The organism is Micrococcus sp. FDAARGOS_333, from assembly GCF_002206575.2.
In the GTDB taxonomy this organism is placed as follows: Bacteria; Actinomycetota; Actinomycetes; order Actinomycetales; family Micrococcaceae; genus Micrococcus; species Micrococcus lylae.
Map to the genome: position 1 here is coordinate 1,422,020 of NZ_NJFJ02000001.1, position 18,411 is coordinate 1,440,430.

Genomic DNA, 18,411 nt, shown 5'->3' on the forward strand with positions numbered 1-18,411 from the left:
CCATGCTAGTGAGCGCCGGCTGTGCACAGCCCGCCCTTATCCTGTCCGCGGGCCTCACTAGAGTGACGACCATGATCCTGCTCCACACCTCCGACTGGCACATCGGCCGCTCCTTCCACGGCACCGGACTGCTCGAGTCGCAGCGCGCCGTGCTGGACCAGCTGGTGGCCACCGTGCGCGAGCGCGGCGTGGACGCCGTACTCCTGGCCGGGGACGTCTACGACCGTGCCCTGCCGCCGGCGGACGCCGTGCGCCTGCTGGACGAGACCCTCGCCGCGATCCGCGCCGCCGGCGCCGCCGTGGTCATGACCAGCGGCAACCACGACTCCGCCGTCCGCCTCGGCTTCGGCGGCGCCCTCATGGAGGCCTCCGGCGTGCACCTGCGCACCGACCCGGAGCGCCTGGCCGAGCCGATCCTCCTGGAGGGCCGGGACGGGGAGCGGGCCGCCGTGTACGGCATCCCCTACCTGGAACCCCGCCACCTCGGACAGGAGTGGGACGTGGACCCGCATCACACGCCGGTGATGCAGGAAGCCGTGCGCCGCATCCGCGCGGACCTCGCCGCGCGTCGGCAGGACCCCGACGGCGGCCCGCTCGCCTCGATCGTGCTCGCCCACCTCTTCGCCGCCGGCGGCCGGGGGTCCGAGGGGGAGCGGGACATCGGCGAGGGCGAGCACCTGGACTGCGGCGCCGAGGACCCCGAGGCGCTCGTCGGCACGCTCGGCCAGGTGCCCGTGAGCGTGTTCGACGGTCTGGACTACGTGGCCCTCGGCCACCTGCACGGCCGTCAGACCATGGCCGAACACGTGCGCTACTCCGGCTCCCCGCTGCCGTACTCCTTCGGCGAATGGGCGCAGGACAAGGGCGGCTGGCTCGTCCACGTCACCGGCGGTGCGGTGACCGCGGTGGAGAAGGTGGACTGGACCGGCGGGCGCCGGCTCGCCGTGCTCTCCGGACCGATCGCCGAACTGCTCGAGTCCGCCGAGTTCGACTGGGCCGAGGACCGCTGGGTTCAGGTCACCGTCACAGACGACGAGCGCCCGGAGAAGGCGCTGGAGCGCCTGCGCACGCGCTACCCGCACGTGCTCGTCTTCCGCCACGAGCCCGCCGGTGGGCGCAAGGAGCGGGAGAAGACCTACGCCCAGGCGCTGCGGGACGCCCCGTCCGACCTGGCCCTGACCACCGGCTTCGTGCACCACGTGCGCGAGCGCGCCGCCACCGAGGAGGAGACGGCCCTGCTGGACGCCGCCCTCTCCGCCGCCCGTCTGCAGGAGGCCCAGGCATGAGGATCCACCGCATCCGCCTCACCGGGATCGGCCCGTACGCCGAGACCCAGGACGTGGACTTCGAGGCGCTCAACAGCGCCGGGCTGTTCCTGCTGGACGGTCCCACCGGCGCCGGCAAGTCCACCATCCTCACCGCGCTCTGCTACGCCCTCTACGGCTCCGTGCCGGGCGGCCGCTCGCCCGATTCCCTGGTCACCACGCTCCGTCCCGCCGGTACCGTGGCCCCGGAAGTGCTCGTCGAGTTCACCGTCCAGACACGGCGCTTCGAGGTGCTCCGCTCGCCCCGCCACGCGCGTCCCAAGAAGCGGGGGAAGGGCACCACCACGACCCCGGCCTCCGTGTCCCTGCGCGAGCTGAAGGACGGCGCCTGGACGGCGCCGCTGACCCGCGCGGACGAGGTCGGCCAGCAGATCGCCTCCGTGATGCACCTGGACGCCGAGCAGTTCATGCAGGTCGTCATGCTCCCGCAGGGCCAGTTCGCGCGCTTCCTCACGGCCACATCGGACGAGCGCCGGGACCTGCTCCGCCGGCTGTTCGGCACCCAGCGGTTCGACGGCGTGGAAGAGCACCTCAAGGCCGAGGCCGACCGCCTGGACAGCCGTGCCGCCGCGGACAGGCAGATCGCGCAGAGCGCGCGCGAGCAGCTGCGTGAGGCCGCCCGCGAGGAGCTCGGCCAGGACTGGCACGACCCCGCCCCCTATCCGGAGGACGACGACGACCTCCTGACGCTGGTCGCCGAGCGGGCCGACGCCGCCCACGCCGCGGCGACGGCCCGCCAGGACGAGGCCGTGGCCGCCGAGAAGGCCGCACGCACCGCGCTCGAGCAGCTGCGCCGCACCGGCCAGGCGCTCGAGGCCGCCGCGGGTTGGGCGGTCCGGGACGAGGACCATCGCTCGAAGGCCGAGGCCACCGCCGCGGACCGGACGGCCGTGGAAGCCCACCGCCGCGCCGAGGCCGTGGTCACCGCCGCCGCCCGCGCCGAGAAGGCGGCGGGCGCCGCGGAGTCCGCCGCCGCCCAGGAAGAGGCTGCCCGCGAGCGGGCCGAAGCCGACGCCACCGCCGCCGGATGGCTGGCCGCGGCCCGCGCGGAGCAGGGGGAGGTGCAGCAGGGCGAGCAGGCAGAGGCCCGGGAGACGGTGCAGGAGGAACGTGCCCGGAAGGCCGTGCGCTCCGCCGTCCAGGCCGGCGCCTCCGCCGCCGAGGCGGTCGCCGCGGCCCTGAAGGACCGCACCCGCATCGGACGGCTGCAGGAGCAGCAGGCCGCCGCCGCGCAGCGCCGTGAGGCCATCGTGGGGGAGCGCCGGACCGCGGAGACCGAGCGCGACGCCCGGGCTGAGGAGGTCGCCGCGCTGCGGGACGAGGTCGAGGCCGGCGCCGCGAAGCTCGGCGCCCAGGACGCCGTGGACGCGGAGTTGGCCGCCGCGCGGGCCCGTCGCAAGGCGGCCGAGACGGCCGCTGCCCGCGCCGCCGAGCTCGAGACCGCCGAGGCCGCCCACACCCAGGCTCGCCAGGCCGAGGAGCAGGCCGCCCAGCGGCGCCTCGACCTGCTCCGGTCCCGCTACGAGCAGGCCGCCTCCGAGCTTGCCGCGCAGCTCGAGGACGGTCATCCCTGCCTGGTTTGCGGCTCCGTGGAGCACCCCCGGCCGGCCGACCCCGTGGACGAGGACGTCACCGAGGCCGCCGTCCAGCGGGCCGAGAAGGCCCTGGAGAAGGCGTCCGCCGCCACCGCCGCGGCCGCGGCCGACGTGACCGCCGCCCAGGCTCGCCTCCACGAGGCGCGGACCGCCGCCGGCGGACTGGGCGTGGACGAGGCCTCGGAGGCGGTCTCGGCCGCTGAGACGGCCAAGGAGGAGCTGGCCGCCGCCAAGCGTGCCCTGGCGGCGACACGCCGCCGTCTGACCACGGCTCAGACGAAGCAGGAGTCCGTCGCCGCGCTCCTGGCCGAGCTGGCCACCGAGGACGGCAAGCTCGAGGAGCAGTCCGCCCAGCGTGCCGAGCGCATCGCCGATCTCGAGGAGTCCGTCGCCGCGGCCGCCGGCGAGGGCGGGGACCTGGAGGCGCGCCGGGACGCCGTCGTCGCCGCCCGGTCGCTGCTGGAGAGCCTCGACGAGGCCCTCGGCCGCCGTGCCTCCGCCGGCGCTCTGGCCGCCCAGGCCGAGGACGCACTGCGTTCGGCGCTGGCGGAGAAGGACTTCGCGGACGTGGCTGCGGCCCGTGCCGCCCGTCTCTCGCCCGAGGACGCCGCCGTGAAGGAGGCCGCCGTGCAGGCCTACGCGCGCGAGGAGTCTGCGCTGGCAGAACTCGCCGCCACCGCCCTGGTGGCCGAGGGCCGCCGGCTCCGGGCGGAGGGGACGCAGGCGCCGGACGAGGCGCAGACCGCGGCCGCCGTCGAGCGTCTGCAGGCGGCCGAGGCCGCCTCCCGGGAGCAGGCGGCCGTCGTCGGCTCGCGGGCCGCCCTGGTGTCCGCCGTACGCCGGCAGTCCGCCGTCCTGCGCGAGGTCCTGGGCCGGGCGGCGGACCTGATCGCCGAGCACGAGCGCGTCACCGGCCTGCTCGCCCTGGTGCGCGGCTCCGGCGAGAACCGCCTGAAGATGCCGCTCACCAGCTACGTGCTGGCCGGGCGCCTCGAAGAGGTCGCCGCCGCGGCCTCCGAACGCCTGCGGAAGATGACCGACGACCGCTACTGCCTCGAGTACTCGGACGCGGTCGGCGGACGCGGCAACAAGGGCCTCGAGATCGTCGTGCGCGACCACTATGTGGACGAGGTCAGGCACCCCTCCACCCTGTCCGGAGGCGAGACCTTCACGGCCTCCCTGTCCCTCGCCCTGGGACTTGCGGACACCGTGCAGGCGGCCTCCGGCGGCATCGAGCTGGACACGCTCTTCGTGGACGAGGGGTTCGGGTCCCTGGACACGGAGACCCTGGACGAGGTGATGGGGGTCGTGGACTCCCTGCGCACCGGCGGCCGCACCGTCGGGCTCGTCAGCCACGTCGAGCGCATGAAGAACGACATCCCCACCCGCCTGGCCGTCACCAAGCACCGCCGCGGCTCCTCGCTCGCCGTCCACGACGGAGACTGAGACCGGGGGTGGGAAGGGCCTCGAGCGCGCGATCGGTGGCCCTGGTCGCGTGAGTCGGTGGCGCGGCGTCGGCAACGGCGCTCAGGCGCTGCCGCGGCCGGCAACGCTGCTCAGGCGCTGCCGACGTCGGCAGTCACGCTCAGGCGGTGCGGCGTCGCCGCGGAGTGAGTTTCCTCAGGCGCTCGCGCAGGCCGCGGCGCCGACGGCCCGGAGCGGGGGCGGGGTCCCCGGCACCGGCCTGTGCGGCCGCCGCGGCCTCGCGCAGCTGTCGTTCCTGCTCGGCCCGGGCCTGCTCGATCCGGGACTGCTCCGCCAGGCGGCGGCGCTCACCGCGGGCCTCCGCGAGCCGGTAGAGCACGGGCAGCACGACCAGCGTCAGCACCGTGGAGGACAGCAGGCCGCCCACCACCGCCACCGCCAGCGGCTGCGAGATGAAACCGCCGTGGCCGGTCACGCCCAGGGCCATCGGCATGAGCGCCAGGATGGTCGCCAGGGCCGTCATGACCACCGGGCGGACGCGGTTCAGCGCACCCAGCTCGATCGCCTCGTCCAGCCCGAGCCCCACATCCCGGCGGTACTGGTTGATCAGGTCGATCAGCACGATCGCGTTCGTCACCACCACGCCCACCAACATGAGCATGCCGATCAGGCTCGGCAGCCCCAGGGAGGTGCCCGTCACCAGCAGGGCGATGAACGCGCCGGTGGCTGCGAACGGGATGGAGACCAGCAGCACGAACGGCTGCAGCAGCGAGCGGAACGTCGCCACCATGACGACGTACACCGCCGCCACCGCCGCCAGCAGGGCCAGTCCCAGATCCCGGAACGTCTTCTCCTGCTGGGAGGCGGCGCCCCCGATCTCCGCCGCGACGCCCTCGGCGAACTCCATGCCGTCGAGGGCCTCACGGACAGCCGCGGCGGCCGCGCCGAGGTCGTCGGAGCCGGGAGTCACGGACACCATCGCGGTCCGCTCGCCGTCGGAGGAGGTCACGCTCGCCGGGACGTCCTCCTGGCGGACCTCTGCCAGCTCGGACAGGGCCACCGGCCCGGTGGGGGTCATGACCTCGACGGCCTCGAGCTCGGCGCGAGAGGTGACCGGCTCGGGATCGCCCAGGCGCACGGTGTAGTCGGTGAACCCGAAGCGCACCTGGCCAGAGGGGACCGCATCCAACGCGGCGGCCACCTGGCCGGAGACCGCCTCCTCGGTGAGCCCGGCCGCGGCCGCGGCCTGCGGGTCGACCTCGACCTGGAAGGTGGGGCGGGTGTCTGTGGCCGGCGTGGTCACCTCGCGCACACCCTCCAGGCCGCGCATCCGGTCCGCGACCTGCTCCGCTGCGGTGGACAGCTGCTCCGGGGTCGGCGCGGTGACCGTGACCTCGATGTCCGAGCCGCCGAAGCCCTCGGCGGGGGAGACCTCCACCTCGCCCACGCCCTGCAGACGGGCCAGCCTGCCGCGCACCTCGTCCTGCAGGGCGGGCTGGTCCACGGCCGGGTCGGTGACCACGGTGAAGCTGGCCTCGTCCGTGGCGCCGCCGCCGAACATCGCCATCATCCCGGCCGAGCCGACCGTGAACTGCACATCCTGCACGCCCTCGGTTCCGCGCAGCGCCTCGTCGACCTTCTCGGCCGCGGCGGTCGTGGCCTCCAGCGAGGAGCCTGGACTCTGGCGCGCGGTGACGGTGAAGGAGTTCTGGCCCGTGTCGCCCAGCAGGTTGGTGGGCAGCAGAGGGACGAGGGCCCCGGTGCCGACGAGCACGGCCAGCGCGGCGGCGATCGTGGTCTTCGGATGAGCCTGGGTGCTGCGGAGCACCGGGCGGTACGCCCGGGACAGCCAGGAGGCGTGGGCGACCGGACGAGCGGAGGGCGAGGGGTCGTCGTCGACAAGCCCTTGAGCGGCCGCCTGTCCCGCTGTCCGCCGCGACGCCGTGCCGCCGAGGAACCAGAAGGACAGCACCGGCACGATCGTCAACGCCACCAGCAGGGAGACCAGCAGGGCCAGGGACATGGTCACGGCGAACGGCCGGAACAGCTCGCCGGCCAGGCCGGAGACGAACGCGACCGGGAGGAACACCGCCACCGAGGTGAGGGTGGAGGCGGTGATCGCCAGACCGACCTCGCCGGTGCCGCGCACGATCGCCGTGCGCCGATCCTCGCCGAGGCCGAGGTGGCGGCGGATGTTCTCCACCACCACGATCGAGTCGTCCACCACACGGCCGATCGCGATGGTCAGCGCGCCCAGGGTGAGCATGTTCAGCGAGTAGCCGGACAGCCAGACGCCGATCAGCGTGGCCAGCAGCGACAGCGGGATCGAGACCGCCGTGACCAGGGTGGAGCGCAGGGAGAGCAGGAAGACGGCGATCACCAGGACCGCGAAGCCCAGGCCCAGGACGCCCTCCAGGAACAGCGTGTCGATGGACTGCTGGATGAACGGGGCCTGATCGAAGACCACCGTGAAGCGGGCGTTGTCCCCGACGACGCCCGCCAGCTCCGGCAGGATCTCCTCCACGGCCTCGGAGACGCGCACCAGATCAGCGTCCGGGGTGGCAGTGATGCTCAGGGACAGCGTGTCCACGCCGTTGGTGCGGGAGACCGATGTGGGCTCGGCCTCGGCCATCGAGACCTCCGCGACATCGCCCAGGGCCGGGGGAGCGCGGTCCGGGGAGGAGGCCTCGCCGTCCGCGGGCACCAGCACGATGTCCTTCAGATCCTCGATGTCCTCGACGGGAGACCCGGCCTGGACGGGGAGCGTCAGCGAGCCCTCCGTCACCTGGCCGATGGGGAACAGGCCGGCGTTCTCCTCGAGTGCGGTGACGATGTCCTGCGTGGACAGCCCCGCGGCGGCGAGCCCCGCCTGGTCCGGGACGATCGAGACGTACTCCTGTGTGCCGCCGGTGACCTCCGCGCCGCGCACGCCCTCCAGACGCTGGAGTCGGGGCACCGCCACGTCCTCCACCCGCTGCCGGGTGCGGTTCAGGTCCGAGTCCGAGGACACCGCGAGGAACATCACCGGGAAGTCGGAGAACGAGCCGGCGAAGGAGGTGGTCTCCGCCTCGTCCGGCAGCTGCGGGGCGAGGTTGGAGACGGCGCGGTCGACCTGACCGCGGGCACGGTTCAGATCGGTCCCGTACTCGAACTGCAGGAGCACGGCGTTGAAGCCGTTCGACGAGGTCGACCGCGTCGACTCGAGCCCCTCGACGGCTTGGAGAGCACGCTCAAGGGGTTCGCCGACGGCGTCGTCGACGACCTCGGGGCCGGCACCCGGATATACCGTGGTGACGGAGATCACCGGCAGCTCCAGCGACGGGACCAGCTCCTGCTTGAGCTGGCCCGCCGCGATCACGCCGAACACGGTGCAGAACACCGTGACCAGCGCGATCAGTGCGCGGTGTGCCAGGGAGAACCGCGCGAGAGCCCTCACGAGGTCAGTTCAGCTGCAGGGCGGAGTCGGTGGCCGAGCGCACCTCGTCCAGCAGGGCGCGGTCCTCGTTGAGCTTGCGGCCGTAGGACGGCACCAGCGCCTCGAACTGCGGCTTCCAGACGTCCATCTTGGCCGGGAAGCAGCGCTCCAGGAGGGACAGCATGATCGGCGCGGCGGTGGAGGCGCCCGGGGAGGCGCCGAGCAGGGCGCCCAGGGAACCGTCGCCGTGGGTGACGACCTCGGTGCCGAACTGCAGCACGCCGCCCTTCTTCTTGTCCTTCTTCATCACCTGGACGCGCTGGCCCGCGGTGATCAGCTCCCACTTCGAGCCGTCGGCCTCCGGGAAGAAGTCCTTGAGGGCCTCGACCTTCTTGTCCTGGGACTTCAGGACCTCGGTGACCAGGTACTTCGTCAGGTCCATGTTGTCCTTGGCCACGGCGAGCATCGGCACCAGATTGTGCGGACGGACCGACATCGGCAGGTCCAGGTAGGAGCCCGACTTCAGGAAGTTGGTGGAGAAGCCGGCGTACGGGCCGAACAGGAGTGAGCGCTTGCCGTCGACGAAGCGGGTGTCCAGGTGCGGCACGGACATCGGCGGGGCGCCGACCTGGGCCTGGCCGTAGACCTTGGCCATGTGCTGGGACACGATCGACTCGTCGGTGCAGCGCAGGAACTGGCCGGACACCGGGAAGCCGCCGAAGCCCTTGGCCTCCGGGATGCCCGAGGCCTGCAGCAGGTGCAGGGCGCCGCCGCCGGCGCCGATGAACACGAAGCGGGCGCGGTCGGTGAAGGACTCGCCGGCGGCGCGGTTCTTCACGCCGACCTCCCAGCGGCCGTCGGTGCCGCGGGTGAGGCCGGTCACCTTGTGGCCGAAGCGCACGTCCACGCCGGAGTCGGCCATGTGGGTGACGAGCTGGCGGGTCAGGGCGCCGAAGTCGACGTCGGTGCCGCCGGCCACGCGGGAGGCGGCCAGGCGCTTGCCGTCGTGGCGGCCGTTGATGAGCAGCGGGGTCCACTCGCGGATCTTCTCCGGGTCCTCGGTGTGCTCCATGGTCTCGAACAGCGGCTGCGCGGACATCGCCTCGTAGCGGGCCTGCAGGTAGTCGGCATGGTCGTCGCCCCACACGAAGGACATGTGCGGCAGCGGGTTGATGAAGGACTTCGGGTCCTTCAGAGTGCCGTCCTGCATGAGGGAGGACCAGAACTGGCGGGACACCCAGAACTGCTCGTTGATGCCGAGGGCCTTGGTCGGGTCCACGGTGCCGTCGGCCTGGCGGGGTGCGTAGTTCAGCTCGCACAGGGCGGCGTGGCCGGTGCCGGCGTTGTTCCACGGGTCCGAGGACTCCAGGCCGGCCTGGTCCAGGTTCTCGTAGAGGGCGATCGACCAGGTCGGCTCCAGCTTCTGCAGCAGGGTGCCGAGCGTGGCGGACATGATGCCGCCGCCGATGAGGACGACGTCGTGGGTGGTGGTGGTCTGCGTGGTCACGAAAAACAACTCTCCGAGGTCAAGGACGCGGATGCGGGTGCGGGTGGGACCCGGTCCCGACCACCGTGGACGGGAGGTCTGCGGGGTCCGTCCGCTCGGGCCCAAGTCTACTACCGCGGACGCCGCGCCCACGTCCTGTCACGGGCATGACGGGACTCACTCCGGCGGGCCGGGGCGGGCGGCCCCGGACGCACTGCGGGCAGGTGCCGCTCAGTCGGCGGAGAGCCGAACGGAGGAGTAGTGCTCGTCCAGCAGCGGGGAGGTCGGGTAGGCCTGGACCCGGGCGCCCACGGCGGCCGCGGAGATCGGGTAGACCAGCGGCAGCACCGGGAGGTCGAGGGCGAGGGAGGCGAGGATCTGCCCGAACACCTCGCGACGGCGATCGTCGTCCTCGGCCAGAGCCGCGCGCTGCAGCAGCCGCAGCACGTGGGGGTTCGCGTAGTTCGTCTCCGCGGCGTCCGAACGGCAGAGCGGCTCGATGAAGGCGTGGGGGTCGCGGAAGAGGCCGTCACGGCTCATCAGGTGCAGCGCTCGGCCCTCGCGCTCACGGACCGTGCGCTGGTAGTCCTCGTCCGCGGGCACGGGCACGGGCACGATGTTCAGCCCGATCTTCCCGAGGTCCTCGGCGATCCGGGCGTAGACGAGCTCCGGTGTGGGCAGGGACGGCCGGCCCGTGCCGGTCGGGTAGAGGAACTCGAGCGGCTCGCCCTCGTAGCCGGCCAGATGGAGCAGGCCGCGGGCCTCACGGGGGTTGATGTCGTAGCGCTCGGCGTCCTCGTTGGCCACGCCCAGGGTCGGCGGCACCACGTCATGGGCCATCGAGGTGCCGTCCAGGAAGAGCCTGGAGCGGGCGAGGGCCGGCCGGTCCACGCCGTGCGCCACGGCCTGCCGGACGTAGAGCGAGCCCATCACCGGGTGCGCCATGTTCATGCCCAGGTAGAGCACGGACAGCGGGTCGCGCTGCAGGACCTGGGCGCCGGACTCCACGAGCGGGCGCAGCTGCGGCGGGGAGACCACGTCGATGACGTCCGCATGGCCGCGGCGGAACTCGCGCAGGCGGGTGCCGACCCGGCCCCAGGAGGCCACGATCACCGGGGACGCCTGGGGGCGCTCGCCGCGGTAGGTGGAGCTGGCGACCAGCACGGCGCCCCGGCGCACTGCCGAGGCGGCAGAGAGGGCCGCGTGCGACTCCTGTGCCGTGGCCCAGCGATAGGGCCCCGTGCCGGCGGGGGAGAAGACGCTGCCCTCGGGGGTATGGGCGGTGCGTTCCCAGGACTGGGGCGAGGAGATGGCGAAATGCGGTGCCGTCAGGGCCATCGCCAGATGTCGCAGCGGCGTGCTGAGCGTCAGACGCAGGGTCAGCTCGTCCTCGACCTCGACGGAGTCCAGACGGCAGTCCTCCTCGCCCAGGTGGGCGCCGAAGACGGAGACGAAGGGGGAGGCGGTGACGTCCTCGCGCTCATCCTTCGCCGCCCAGCGCTCCACGTTGGCGGCCACGGCAGCCGCATCGCACGGGGTGTCGTCGGAGAACACCACCCCCTCGCGCAGGCGGAAGCGGTGGATGCGACCGTCGGCGGTCACCTCGTGACTCGCGGCCAGGGCGGGCACGGCGGTGCCGGTCTCCGGGTCCACACCCAGCAGGGTCTCGAACACCTGGCGGGAGACGCGGAAAGTCTCCGAGTCCCACTGCAGGTGAGGGTCGCGGGAGGTGAGACGCCCGGGGGAGCCGACCACCAGGGTCCGGCCGCGGGGTCCGGTCGCCGCGACTGCGCTCGAGGAGGCGCTCGGCGAGGGAGTCGGCGAAGCCGGGCGGCGCAGGTCCTCGGTGCAGCCTGCCGCGGCGAGGGCGAGCCCGGACAGGCCCAGGCCCAGGGCGGCACGGCGCGACGGCTCCATGGCAGGCCTCCCTCGGTGTCGTTCGGTCTGGGCGCCGTCCCTGCGGCGGGGCACCCTGGTGCGGTGTCCTCCGGACGGGCGCGGCCGTCGTCGTGACGAGTGCGGGCGGGGGGACTCGAACCCCCACGTCGTAGGACACTGGAACCTAAATCCAGCGCGTCTGCCAGTTCCGCCACGCCCGCGCGGACGGGCCGCGCTGGACGGCCCGGTCAGGGTGCCCAGTCTATCGGCCCGGACCGGGGCGGATCAGTCGACCCCGAGGGCCCTGCGCAGGCGCTCCACGTGGCCGGTGGCCTTCACGTTGTACTGCGCGAGGCTGACCTTGCCGGCCGGGTCCACCACGATCGTGGAGCGGATCAGGCCCTCGTAGGTCCTGCCGTAGTTCTTCTTCTCGCCCCAGGCGCCGTAGGCCTCGGCCACCGCATGGTCCTCGTCGGACAGCAGGGGGAAGGTCAGGCCCTCCTTCTGGGCGAAGCGGATGATCTTGCCGATCGGGTCCGGGGAGATGCCGAGCACCACGTAGCCGGCGGCCTTGAGGGAGGCGAGGGAGTCGCGGAAGTCGCAGGCCTGCTTGGTGCAGCCCGGAGTGGAGGCGGCCGGATAGAAGTAGACGATGACGTTCTTGCCGGCATGGTCGTGCAGGGAGACGGGGCGGCCGTCCTGGTCCTGGAGGGTGAAGTCGGGTGCGGTGTCCCCGACGGCAAGGCGGGTGTTCTCGGTGGTCATGGCTCCACTCTGACACATGCGGTCCGCGCCCGCCCCGGGAGGATGAGGCGTTTCTCACACCACCGATCGCGGTGCGGGCGCCCGGGACGACGAAGGGCCCGTCACCTCGCGGTGACGGGCCCTTCTGGTGTGTGCGCCCCCCGGGACTTGAACCCGGAACCTGCAGATTAAGAGTCTGATGCTCTGCCAATTGAGCTAGAGGCGCAGGCCATGCTACGGACCGTTCCTTTCGGACTCGCTCCGTCGCAACGAGAGAAAACTCTATCAGGGCTTCTTGCGAATGTCCACATCGGCGTAGAGACCGTCGAGCTCGTCCATGAATCCGGACATGAACTCGTGGAAGTCCGCGGCGTCGTCGGACTGGTCCAGCTCGGCCACGCCGGTCTCGGAGAGGTCACCCACGTGCACGCGGCAGCGGGGGGAGACCTCGAACCAGGTGCGGAAGCCCGTCACCGTCTCCAGCTGATAGCCGCTGCCCGTGTCCGCGACGGTGGCCACGTTCCCCAGGGAGACCGTGGAGACCTCGCTCGGGTCCGCATCGTCCTCCACCACCGGGCGTGACGGATCGACCGGGCACAGCACGAGCTCCTGCGGGGCGCGCCGGTAGCCGATCACGTACGGCGTGGCCGTGCCGGAGGTCTGGCCGTAGACGAGGTTGTAGTCGCCGTGGTTGAAGACCCGAGCGTCGAACACGCCGCGCAGCCGTCGTTGGAGGGTGAGCGAGTCCATGTCTCCAACGTACGTGAGGCCGTCGGCGGGGCAGTGCCGTGACAGGTCACGATCCGATTGCATGTCATCTGGCGGACGCGACCGTCTCACTGCCGCACGCCGTCCCTATGATGTGCGCATGGACACCACCTCGAAGGCTCAGGACAGCACTGCAGGGTCGGCGGAGGTCGACGCCAGGCCCCGCTCCCGCGACGTCACCGACGGCATGGAGCGCACCGCCGCCCGCGGCATGCTCCGTGCGGTCGGCATGGGGGACGAGGACTTCGACAAGCCGCAGATCGGCATCGCCTCGTCCTGGAACGAGATCACCCCGTGCAACCTCTCCCTGGACCGCCTCGCCCAGGCCTCGAAGGACGGTGTCCACGCCGCCGGCGGCTTCCCGCTGGAGTTCGGCACCGTGTCCGTCTCGGACGGCATCTCCATGGGCCACGAGGGCATGCACTTCTCCCTCGTCTCCCGCGAGGTGATCGCCGACTCGGTGGAGACCGTGATGATGGCCGAGCGCCTGGACGGCTCCGTCCTGCTCGCCGGCTGCGACAAGTCGCTGCCGGGCATGCTCATGGCCGCCGCCCGCCTGGACCTGGCCTCCGTGTTCGTCTACGCCGGATCGACCATGCCGGGCGTGGCCCGCCTGACCGACGGCACCGAGAAGCAGGTCACCATCATCGACGCCTTCGAGGCGGTCGGCGCCTGCGCCCGCGGCCTCATGTCCGAGGAGGACCTGCTCCGCATCGAGAAGTCCATCGTTCCGGGCGAGGGCGCCTGCGGCGGCATGTACACCGCCAACACCATGGCCTCCATCGGCGAGGCGCTCGGCATGTCCCTGCCCGGTTCCGCCGCCGCCCCGTCCGCGGACCGCCGCCGCGACGCCTTCGCGCGCCGCTCCGGAGAGGCCGTGGTGACCATGCTCCGCCAGGGCATCACGGCCCGGGACATCATGACCAAGCCCGCGTTCGAGAACGCGATCGCCGTGACCATGGCGTTCGGCGGGTCCACCAACGCCGTGCTGCACCTGCTCGCCATCGCCCGGGAGGCGGGCGTGGACCTGCAGCTGTCCGACTTCAACCGCATCGCCGACCGCACCCCGCACATCGCAGACCTCAAGCCGTTCGGCCAGTACGTCATGACGGACGTGGACCGCATCGGCGGCGTCCCGGTGGTCATGAAGGCCCTGCTGGACGAGGGCCTGCTGCACGGGGACACCCTCACCGTCACCGGCAAGACCCTCGCCGAGAACCTGGCCGCGCTCGACCCCGACCCGGTGGACGGCAAGGTCATCCGCACCATGGACGACGCGATGCACCCCAACGGCGGCATCGCGATCCTCCACGGCTCGCTCGCTCCCGAGGGCGCCGTCGTGAAGTCCGCCGGCTTCGACGCCGACGTCTTCGAGGGCACCGCCCGCGTCTTCGACCGCGAGCGCGCCGCCATGGACGCCCTCGAGGACGGCACCATCACCGCCGGCGACGTCGTGGTCATCCGCTACGAGGGGCCGAAGGGCGGCCCGGGCATGCGCGAGATGCTCGCGATCACCGGTGCGATCAAGGGCGCCGGCCTGGGCAAGGACGTCCTGCTCATCACCGACGGCCGCTTCTCCGGCGGGACCACGGGCCTGTGCATCGGCCACATCGCCCCGGAGGCCGCCGAAGGCGGTCCGATCGGCCTGGTGCAGGACGGCGACCGCATCCGCGTGGACATCGCCGGACGCTCCATGGACCTGCTCGTGGACGAGGCCGAGCTGGCCGCCCGCCGCGAGTCCTGGGAGTCGGTGCAGCCGAAGTTCACCACCGGCGTGCTCGGCAAGTACGCCAAGCTCGTCCACTCGGCCGCCGAGGGCGCCTACCTGGGCTGAGGCCCGGGTCCCCAGGTCCTCGAGGCCATGACGCCGACGCCGCCGACCGCCCCCGTGCCTGACGCCGGGGGCGGTCGGCGTGTGCCGGGCGCGGGCCCCTGCATCCTGCGCGCCGCGCACGTCCATGACGGGGACGTGATGCACGACGACGGCCGCCTCGCCCTGGACGGCGGCCGCGTCCTGGCCGTGTGGTCCGGTCCGGGTCTGCCGTCGGCACGCTCCGCGTCGACCGTCGTCGACGGCCCGGGGGAGGACTCTGCGGCCGCGGGCGAGCCGACCGCAGGCAGGGCGCTCGCCGCACGCCTGGCGGGGGCGCCGGTCCACGATCTCGGCGATGTGGTCCTCGCACCGGCGCCGGTGGACATCCACTGCCACGGCGCCGGGGGTGCGTCCTTCTCCGACGGGCCGGAGGCGGCCCGCCACGCCGCGGCGACGCTGCGGGCCCACGGCACGGCGCACGTCGTGGCCTCGCTCGTGAGCGAGCCGGTGCCCGTGGTGGAGCGCCAGGTCCGTGCCCTGGCCCCGCTCGTGGCCGAGGGGGTGCTGGCCGGGCTCCATCTCGAGGGGCCGTGGCTCGCCCCGGACCACCGCGGCGCACACGACCCCGCGGCGCTCTGCGCTCCGACACCGGCCGACGTGGACCGGCTGCTCGCCGCCGCCGACGGGGCGCCGCTGATGGTGACACTCGCGCCCGAGCTGCCCGGCGGCCTCGACGCGGTGCGGCGGCTGGCGGAGGCGGGGGCCGTCGTCGGGGTCGGACACACCGCCGCCGACTACGGGACCACGCTGGAGGCCATCGAGGCGGGGGCCACCGTGGCGACGCACCTCTACAACGGCTGCCGCCGACCGACCCACCGGGACCCCGGTCCCGTCCTCGCGCTCCTGGAGGGTGCCCGGGCCGGGCTGGTGACGATCGAGACGATCGCAGACGGCGTGCACCTGCATCCGGCCGTGCTGCGCCGCACCGCCGCCGAGGCGGGCCGGCGGTGGGCGATGGTCTCCGACGCGATGGCGGCCGCCTGCTGCGCGGACGGCGACTACCGGCTCGGGCCCCTCGCGGTGACGGTCGCCGGCGGTGTCGCCCGGATACTCGGCGAGGGCCGGGAGCCCGGGGCGATCGCCGGCTCGACGGTCACCCTGGCAGGCTCCGTCGAGCACGCCGTGGCCGCCGGGATCGGCTTGGAACAGGCGCTGCGTGCCGTCACCGCGGTGCCCGCCGACGCGCTCGGCCTCGATCTCGGCAGGCTGCGCCCGGGTGTCCCCGCACAGGTGCTCGTCACGGACCTCGTCGGCCGTGCTGTTCACGATCCGGTCATGGATCCCGCATGGTGAGACGTCCCCGCGGACACATGGCCGGGGTCGCCGCGCTGCGCGGATAGTGTGACCCAGGAGACCACCCGTCGCGTCCGTCCCCCACCACAGGGCCGGCCGCGGAGGACCCCCAGCCCCACCAGGTCGGCGGGTCCGCGGATGGACCCAGAGTTCCACCACCCTCCGTCCACCGAGGTGAGCATTCATGAGCACGCCGCAGCGCGCGGGCACGGCCACGGCACCGCCGACGCCCCGCCCGCCCCGTCCCCACCGCTCCGACAACATCGAGCCGCGCGTCCCCGGCCCGTGCCGCACGGTCGAGCCGACCCGCATGACCGGCTCCGCCGGCATCGTCCGCAGCCTCGAGGAGATCGGTGTGACCGATGTCTTCGGCCTTCCGGGCGGCGCGATCCTCCCGACCTACGACCCGCTGATGGACTCCTCGTCCATCCGTCACATCCTGGTGCGCCACGAGCAGGGCGCAGGCCACGCCGCCCAGGGCTACTACCTGGCCACCGGCCGTCCCGGAGTCGCCCTGGCCACCTCCGGGCCCGGAGCCACCAATCTCGTCACCGCCATCGCCGACGCCCACATGGACTCCCAGGCCGTCGTGTTCATCACCGGGCAGGTGAACTCCACGGCGATCGGCACGGACGCCTTCCAGGAGGCGGACATCGTCGGCGTCACCATGCCGATCGCCAAGCACTCCCGCCTCGTCACCCGGGCGGAGGACATCCCGCAGGCACTCGCCGAGGCCTTCCACATCGCCGCCACCGGCCGGCCGGGCCCGGTGCTGGTGGACATCACCAAGGACGCCCAGGTCGGCGAGTTCGAGTTCTCCTGGCCGCCGAAGCCCGAGCTGCCCGGCTACCGGCCGGTGCGCCGCGGCCACCCGCGGCAGATCCGGGCCGCCGCGCGGCTGATCCGGCAGAGCGCCCGACCGGTGCTGTACGTCGGCGGCGGCATCGCGCGCGCCGACGCCTCGGCCGAGCTGCGCGAGCTCGCCGAAGTGACCGGCATCCCCGTGGTGACCACGCTGACGGCGCGGGGCGTCTTCCCGGACTCCCATGAGCTGCATGTCGGCATGCCCGGCATGCACGGCTCCGTCTCCGCCGTGGCGGCCCTGCAGCAGTCGGACCTGCTCATCACGCTCGGTGCACGCTTCGACGACCGCGTCACCGGACTGCTCGCGAGCTTCGCCCCGGGGGCCAAGGTCATCCACGCGGACGTGGACCCCGCCGAGATCTCCAAGAACCGTCAGGCGGACATCCCGATCGTCGGCGACCTCAAGGAGATCGTCCCGGACCTCACCGAGGAACTGCGCCGCGACCCCGACGGTGTGGGCATGCCCGACCTCACCGGCTGGTGGGGCGTGCTGAACCGCCTGCGCGAGACCTACCCGCTCGGCTGGACCGAGCCGGAGGACGGCCTGCTGGCACCGCAGAAGGTCATCCAGCGCCTGTCCGAGCTCTCCGGGTCCGAGGCGACCTACGTCGCCGGCGTCGGCCAGCATCAGATGTGGGCCGCGCAGTTCGTGCAGTACGAGCGCCCGCGCCAGTGGCTGAACTCGGCCGGACTGGGAACCATGGGCTACGCCGTGCCCGCCGCCATGGGCGCCAAGGTCGGCGATCCGGACCGCGTGGTCTGGGCCATCGACGGCGACGGCTGCTTCCAGATGACCAACCAGGAGCTGGCCACCTGCGTGATCAACCGGATCCCCATCAAGGTGGCCGTCATCAACAACTCGTCCCTGGGCATGGTCCGGCAGTGGCAGACCCTGTTCTACGACTCGCGCTATTCCAACACGGACCTGAACACCGGACACGGCACCGTGCGCGTCCCGGACTTCGTGAAGCTCGCCGACGCCTACGGTGCGGTCGGCCTGCGCTGCGAGCGCGAGGAGGACCTGGACGAGACCATTCGGAAGGCCCTGGAGGTGGACGACCGCCCCGTGGTCATCGACTTCGTGGTCTCCAGGGACTCGATGGTGTGGCCGATGGTTCCGGCCGGTGTCAGCAACGACGCCATCCAGGTCGCCCGCGGCATGACGCCGGACTTCACGCAGGAGGACTGAGACATGGTCAACGAGACGGAGCCCACCCAGCGCCACACCCTGTCCGTCCTGGTCCAGGACGTGCCGGGCGTGCTGACCCGGGTGGCAGGACTGTTCGCCCGGCGCGCGTTCAACATCCACTCGCTCGCCGTGGGCGTCACCGAGGTCGAGGGCCTGTCCCGCATCACGGTGGTGGTGGACACGGACCCGCGCCTGCTCGAGCAGGTGACGAAGCAGCTCAACAAGCTGATCAACGTCATCAAGGTCATCGAGCTCGCCCCGGAGGCATCGGTGCAGCGCGACCACCTGCTCGTCAAGGTCCGCGCCGACGCCACGACCCGCGGCCAGGTCGTCCAGGCAGCGGAGCTGTTCCGCGCGCAGGTCGTGGACGTCGCCCCGGAGTCGCTGACCCTCGAGGCCACCGGCTCCAGGGACAAGCTCAACGCCCTGCTCGAGCTGCTCGCCCCCTTCGGGGTCCGCGAGCTCGTCCGCTCCGGCACCCTCGGCGTCGCCCGAGGAGGCCGGTCCATGACCGAGCGGGCCCTGGCCCGCTGACGTCCCCGGCGCCGCCCGGCCC

11 protein-coding genes and 2 tRNA genes are annotated in these 18,411 nt (G+C 72.8%); 6 read left to right on the forward strand and 7 right to left on the reverse strand.

All coding sequences use genetic code 11. The features are described from left to right. The first annotated feature begins 71 nt into the window (after positions 1-71). Complete coding sequence (locus CEQ11_RS06395; protein ID WP_088478108.1) at positions 72-1,286, forward strand: exonuclease SbcCD subunit D; 1,215 nt, start codon at positions 72-74, stop codon at positions 1,284-1,286. Beyond that, the gene (locus CEQ11_RS13295; RefSeq protein WP_088478109.1) at positions 1,283-4,366 is read left to right on the forward strand and encodes an AAA family ATPase; all 3,084 of its coding nucleotides are present in this window, start codon (positions 1,283-1,285) and stop codon (positions 4,364-4,366) included. The genes CEQ11_RS06395 and CEQ11_RS13295 overlap by 4 nt, the downstream gene beginning before the upstream one ends. Before the next feature lie 139 nt (positions 4,367-4,505). Here CEQ11_RS13295 and CEQ11_RS06405 read toward each other — a convergent pair whose 3' ends face one another. The 7 genes from CEQ11_RS06405 to CEQ11_RS06435 form a co-directional block, all read right to left on the reverse strand. Further along, positions 4,506-7,781, reverse strand: coding sequence for an efflux RND transporter permease subunit (locus tag CEQ11_RS06405; RefSeq protein WP_088478110.1), 3,276 nt, complete (start codon positions 7,779-7,781; stop codon positions 4,506-4,508). A gap of 4 nt (positions 7,782-7,785) precedes the next feature. Beyond that, positions 7,786-9,267, reverse strand: coding sequence for a malate:quinone oxidoreductase (locus tag CEQ11_RS06410; protein WP_088478111.1), 1,482 nt, complete (start codon positions 9,265-9,267; stop codon positions 7,786-7,788). A 210-nt stretch (positions 9,268-9,477) separates the two neighbouring features. Then, complete coding sequence (locus tag CEQ11_RS06415) at positions 9,478-11,163, reverse strand: ABC transporter substrate-binding protein (RefSeq protein WP_088478112.1); 1,686 nt, start codon at positions 11,161-11,163, stop codon at positions 9,478-9,480. Positions 11,164-11,263: 100 nt separating this feature from the next. Continuing rightward, positions 11,264-11,345, reverse strand: a tRNA-Leu gene (locus CEQ11_RS06420). A gap of 64 nt (positions 11,346-11,409) precedes the next feature. Further along, entirely contained in the window at positions 11,410-11,889 is a 480-nt protein-coding gene (bcp, locus tag CEQ11_RS06425; RefSeq protein ID WP_067188798.1) for a thioredoxin-dependent thiol peroxidase, read from the reverse strand. A gap of 132 nt (positions 11,890-12,021) precedes the next feature. Next, positions 12,022-12,094: transfer RNA gene (locus CEQ11_RS06430), tRNA-Lys, on the reverse strand. A 59-nt stretch (positions 12,095-12,153) separates the two neighbouring features. After that, positions 12,154-12,618: a hypothetical protein gene (locus CEQ11_RS06435; protein ID WP_088478113.1), complete on the reverse strand. Its 465-nt coding sequence runs from the start codon at positions 12,616-12,618 to the stop codon at positions 12,154-12,156. Between the two features lie 118 nt (positions 12,619-12,736). Between CEQ11_RS06435 and ilvD the strand changes: the two genes are divergently transcribed. From ilvD to ilvN, 4 genes are all read left to right on the forward strand, one after another. After that, a complete protein-coding gene (gene ilvD / locus CEQ11_RS06440) occupies positions 12,737-14,470 on the forward strand; it encodes a dihydroxy-acid dehydratase (protein WP_088478114.1) in 1,734 nt (577 codons plus the stop codon). 138 nt (positions 14,471-14,608) lie between these two features. Continuing rightward, on the forward strand, positions 14,609-15,802 hold the full coding sequence (locus CEQ11_RS06445; protein ID WP_088478940.1) for an N-acetylglucosamine-6-phosphate deacetylase: 1,194 nt from the start codon (positions 14,609-14,611) through the stop codon (positions 15,800-15,802). 184 nt (positions 15,803-15,986) lie between these two features. Beyond that, positions 15,987-17,855 carry an acetolactate synthase large subunit gene (locus CEQ11_RS06450; RefSeq protein ID WP_087133530.1) on the forward strand — a complete coding sequence of 623 codons (1,869 nt, stop codon included), beginning with the start codon at positions 15,987-15,989 and terminating at the stop codon, positions 17,853-17,855. A 3-nt stretch (positions 17,856-17,858) separates the two neighbouring features. After that, positions 17,859-18,389 (forward strand): acetolactate synthase small subunit, encoded by a 531-nt coding sequence (gene ilvN, locus CEQ11_RS06455; RefSeq protein ID WP_067188791.1) that lies wholly within the window; start codon positions 17,859-17,861, stop codon positions 18,387-18,389. Positions 18,390-18,411 lie beyond the last annotated feature (22 nt).

Bases quoted from the DNA above. Each gene is read 5' to 3' on its own strand.
- CEQ11_RS06450 (WP_087133530.1), top strand. From the start codon at position 15,987: ATGAGCACGCCGCAGCGCGCGGGCACGGCCACGGCACCGCCGACGCCC.
- ilvN (WP_067188791.1), top strand. From the start codon at position 17,859: ATGGTCAACGAGACGGAGCCCACCCAGCGCCACACCCTGTCCGTCCTG.
- CEQ11_RS06415 (WP_088478112.1), bottom strand. From the start codon at position 11,163: ATGGAGCCGTCGCGCCGTGCCGCCCTGGGCCTGGGCCTGTCCGGGCTC.
- CEQ11_RS06435 (WP_088478113.1), bottom strand. From the start codon at position 12,618: ATGGACTCGCTCACCCTCCAACGACGGCTGCGCGGCGTGTTCGACGCT.
- ilvD (WP_088478114.1), top strand. From the start codon at position 12,737: ATGGACACCACCTCGAAGGCTCAGGACAGCACTGCAGGGTCGGCGGAG.
- CEQ11_RS06395 (WP_088478108.1), top strand. From the start codon at position 72: ATGATCCTGCTCCACACCTCCGACTGGCACATCGGCCGCTCCTTCCAC.
- CEQ11_RS06445 (WP_088478940.1), top strand. From the start codon at position 14,609: ATGCACGACGACGGCCGCCTCGCCCTGGACGGCGGCCGCGTCCTGGCC.
- bcp (WP_067188798.1), bottom strand. From the start codon at position 11,889: ATGACCACCGAGAACACCCGCCTTGCCGTCGGGGACACCGCACCCGAC.
- CEQ11_RS13295 (WP_088478109.1), top strand. From the start codon at position 1,283: ATGAGGATCCACCGCATCCGCCTCACCGGGATCGGCCCGTACGCCGAG.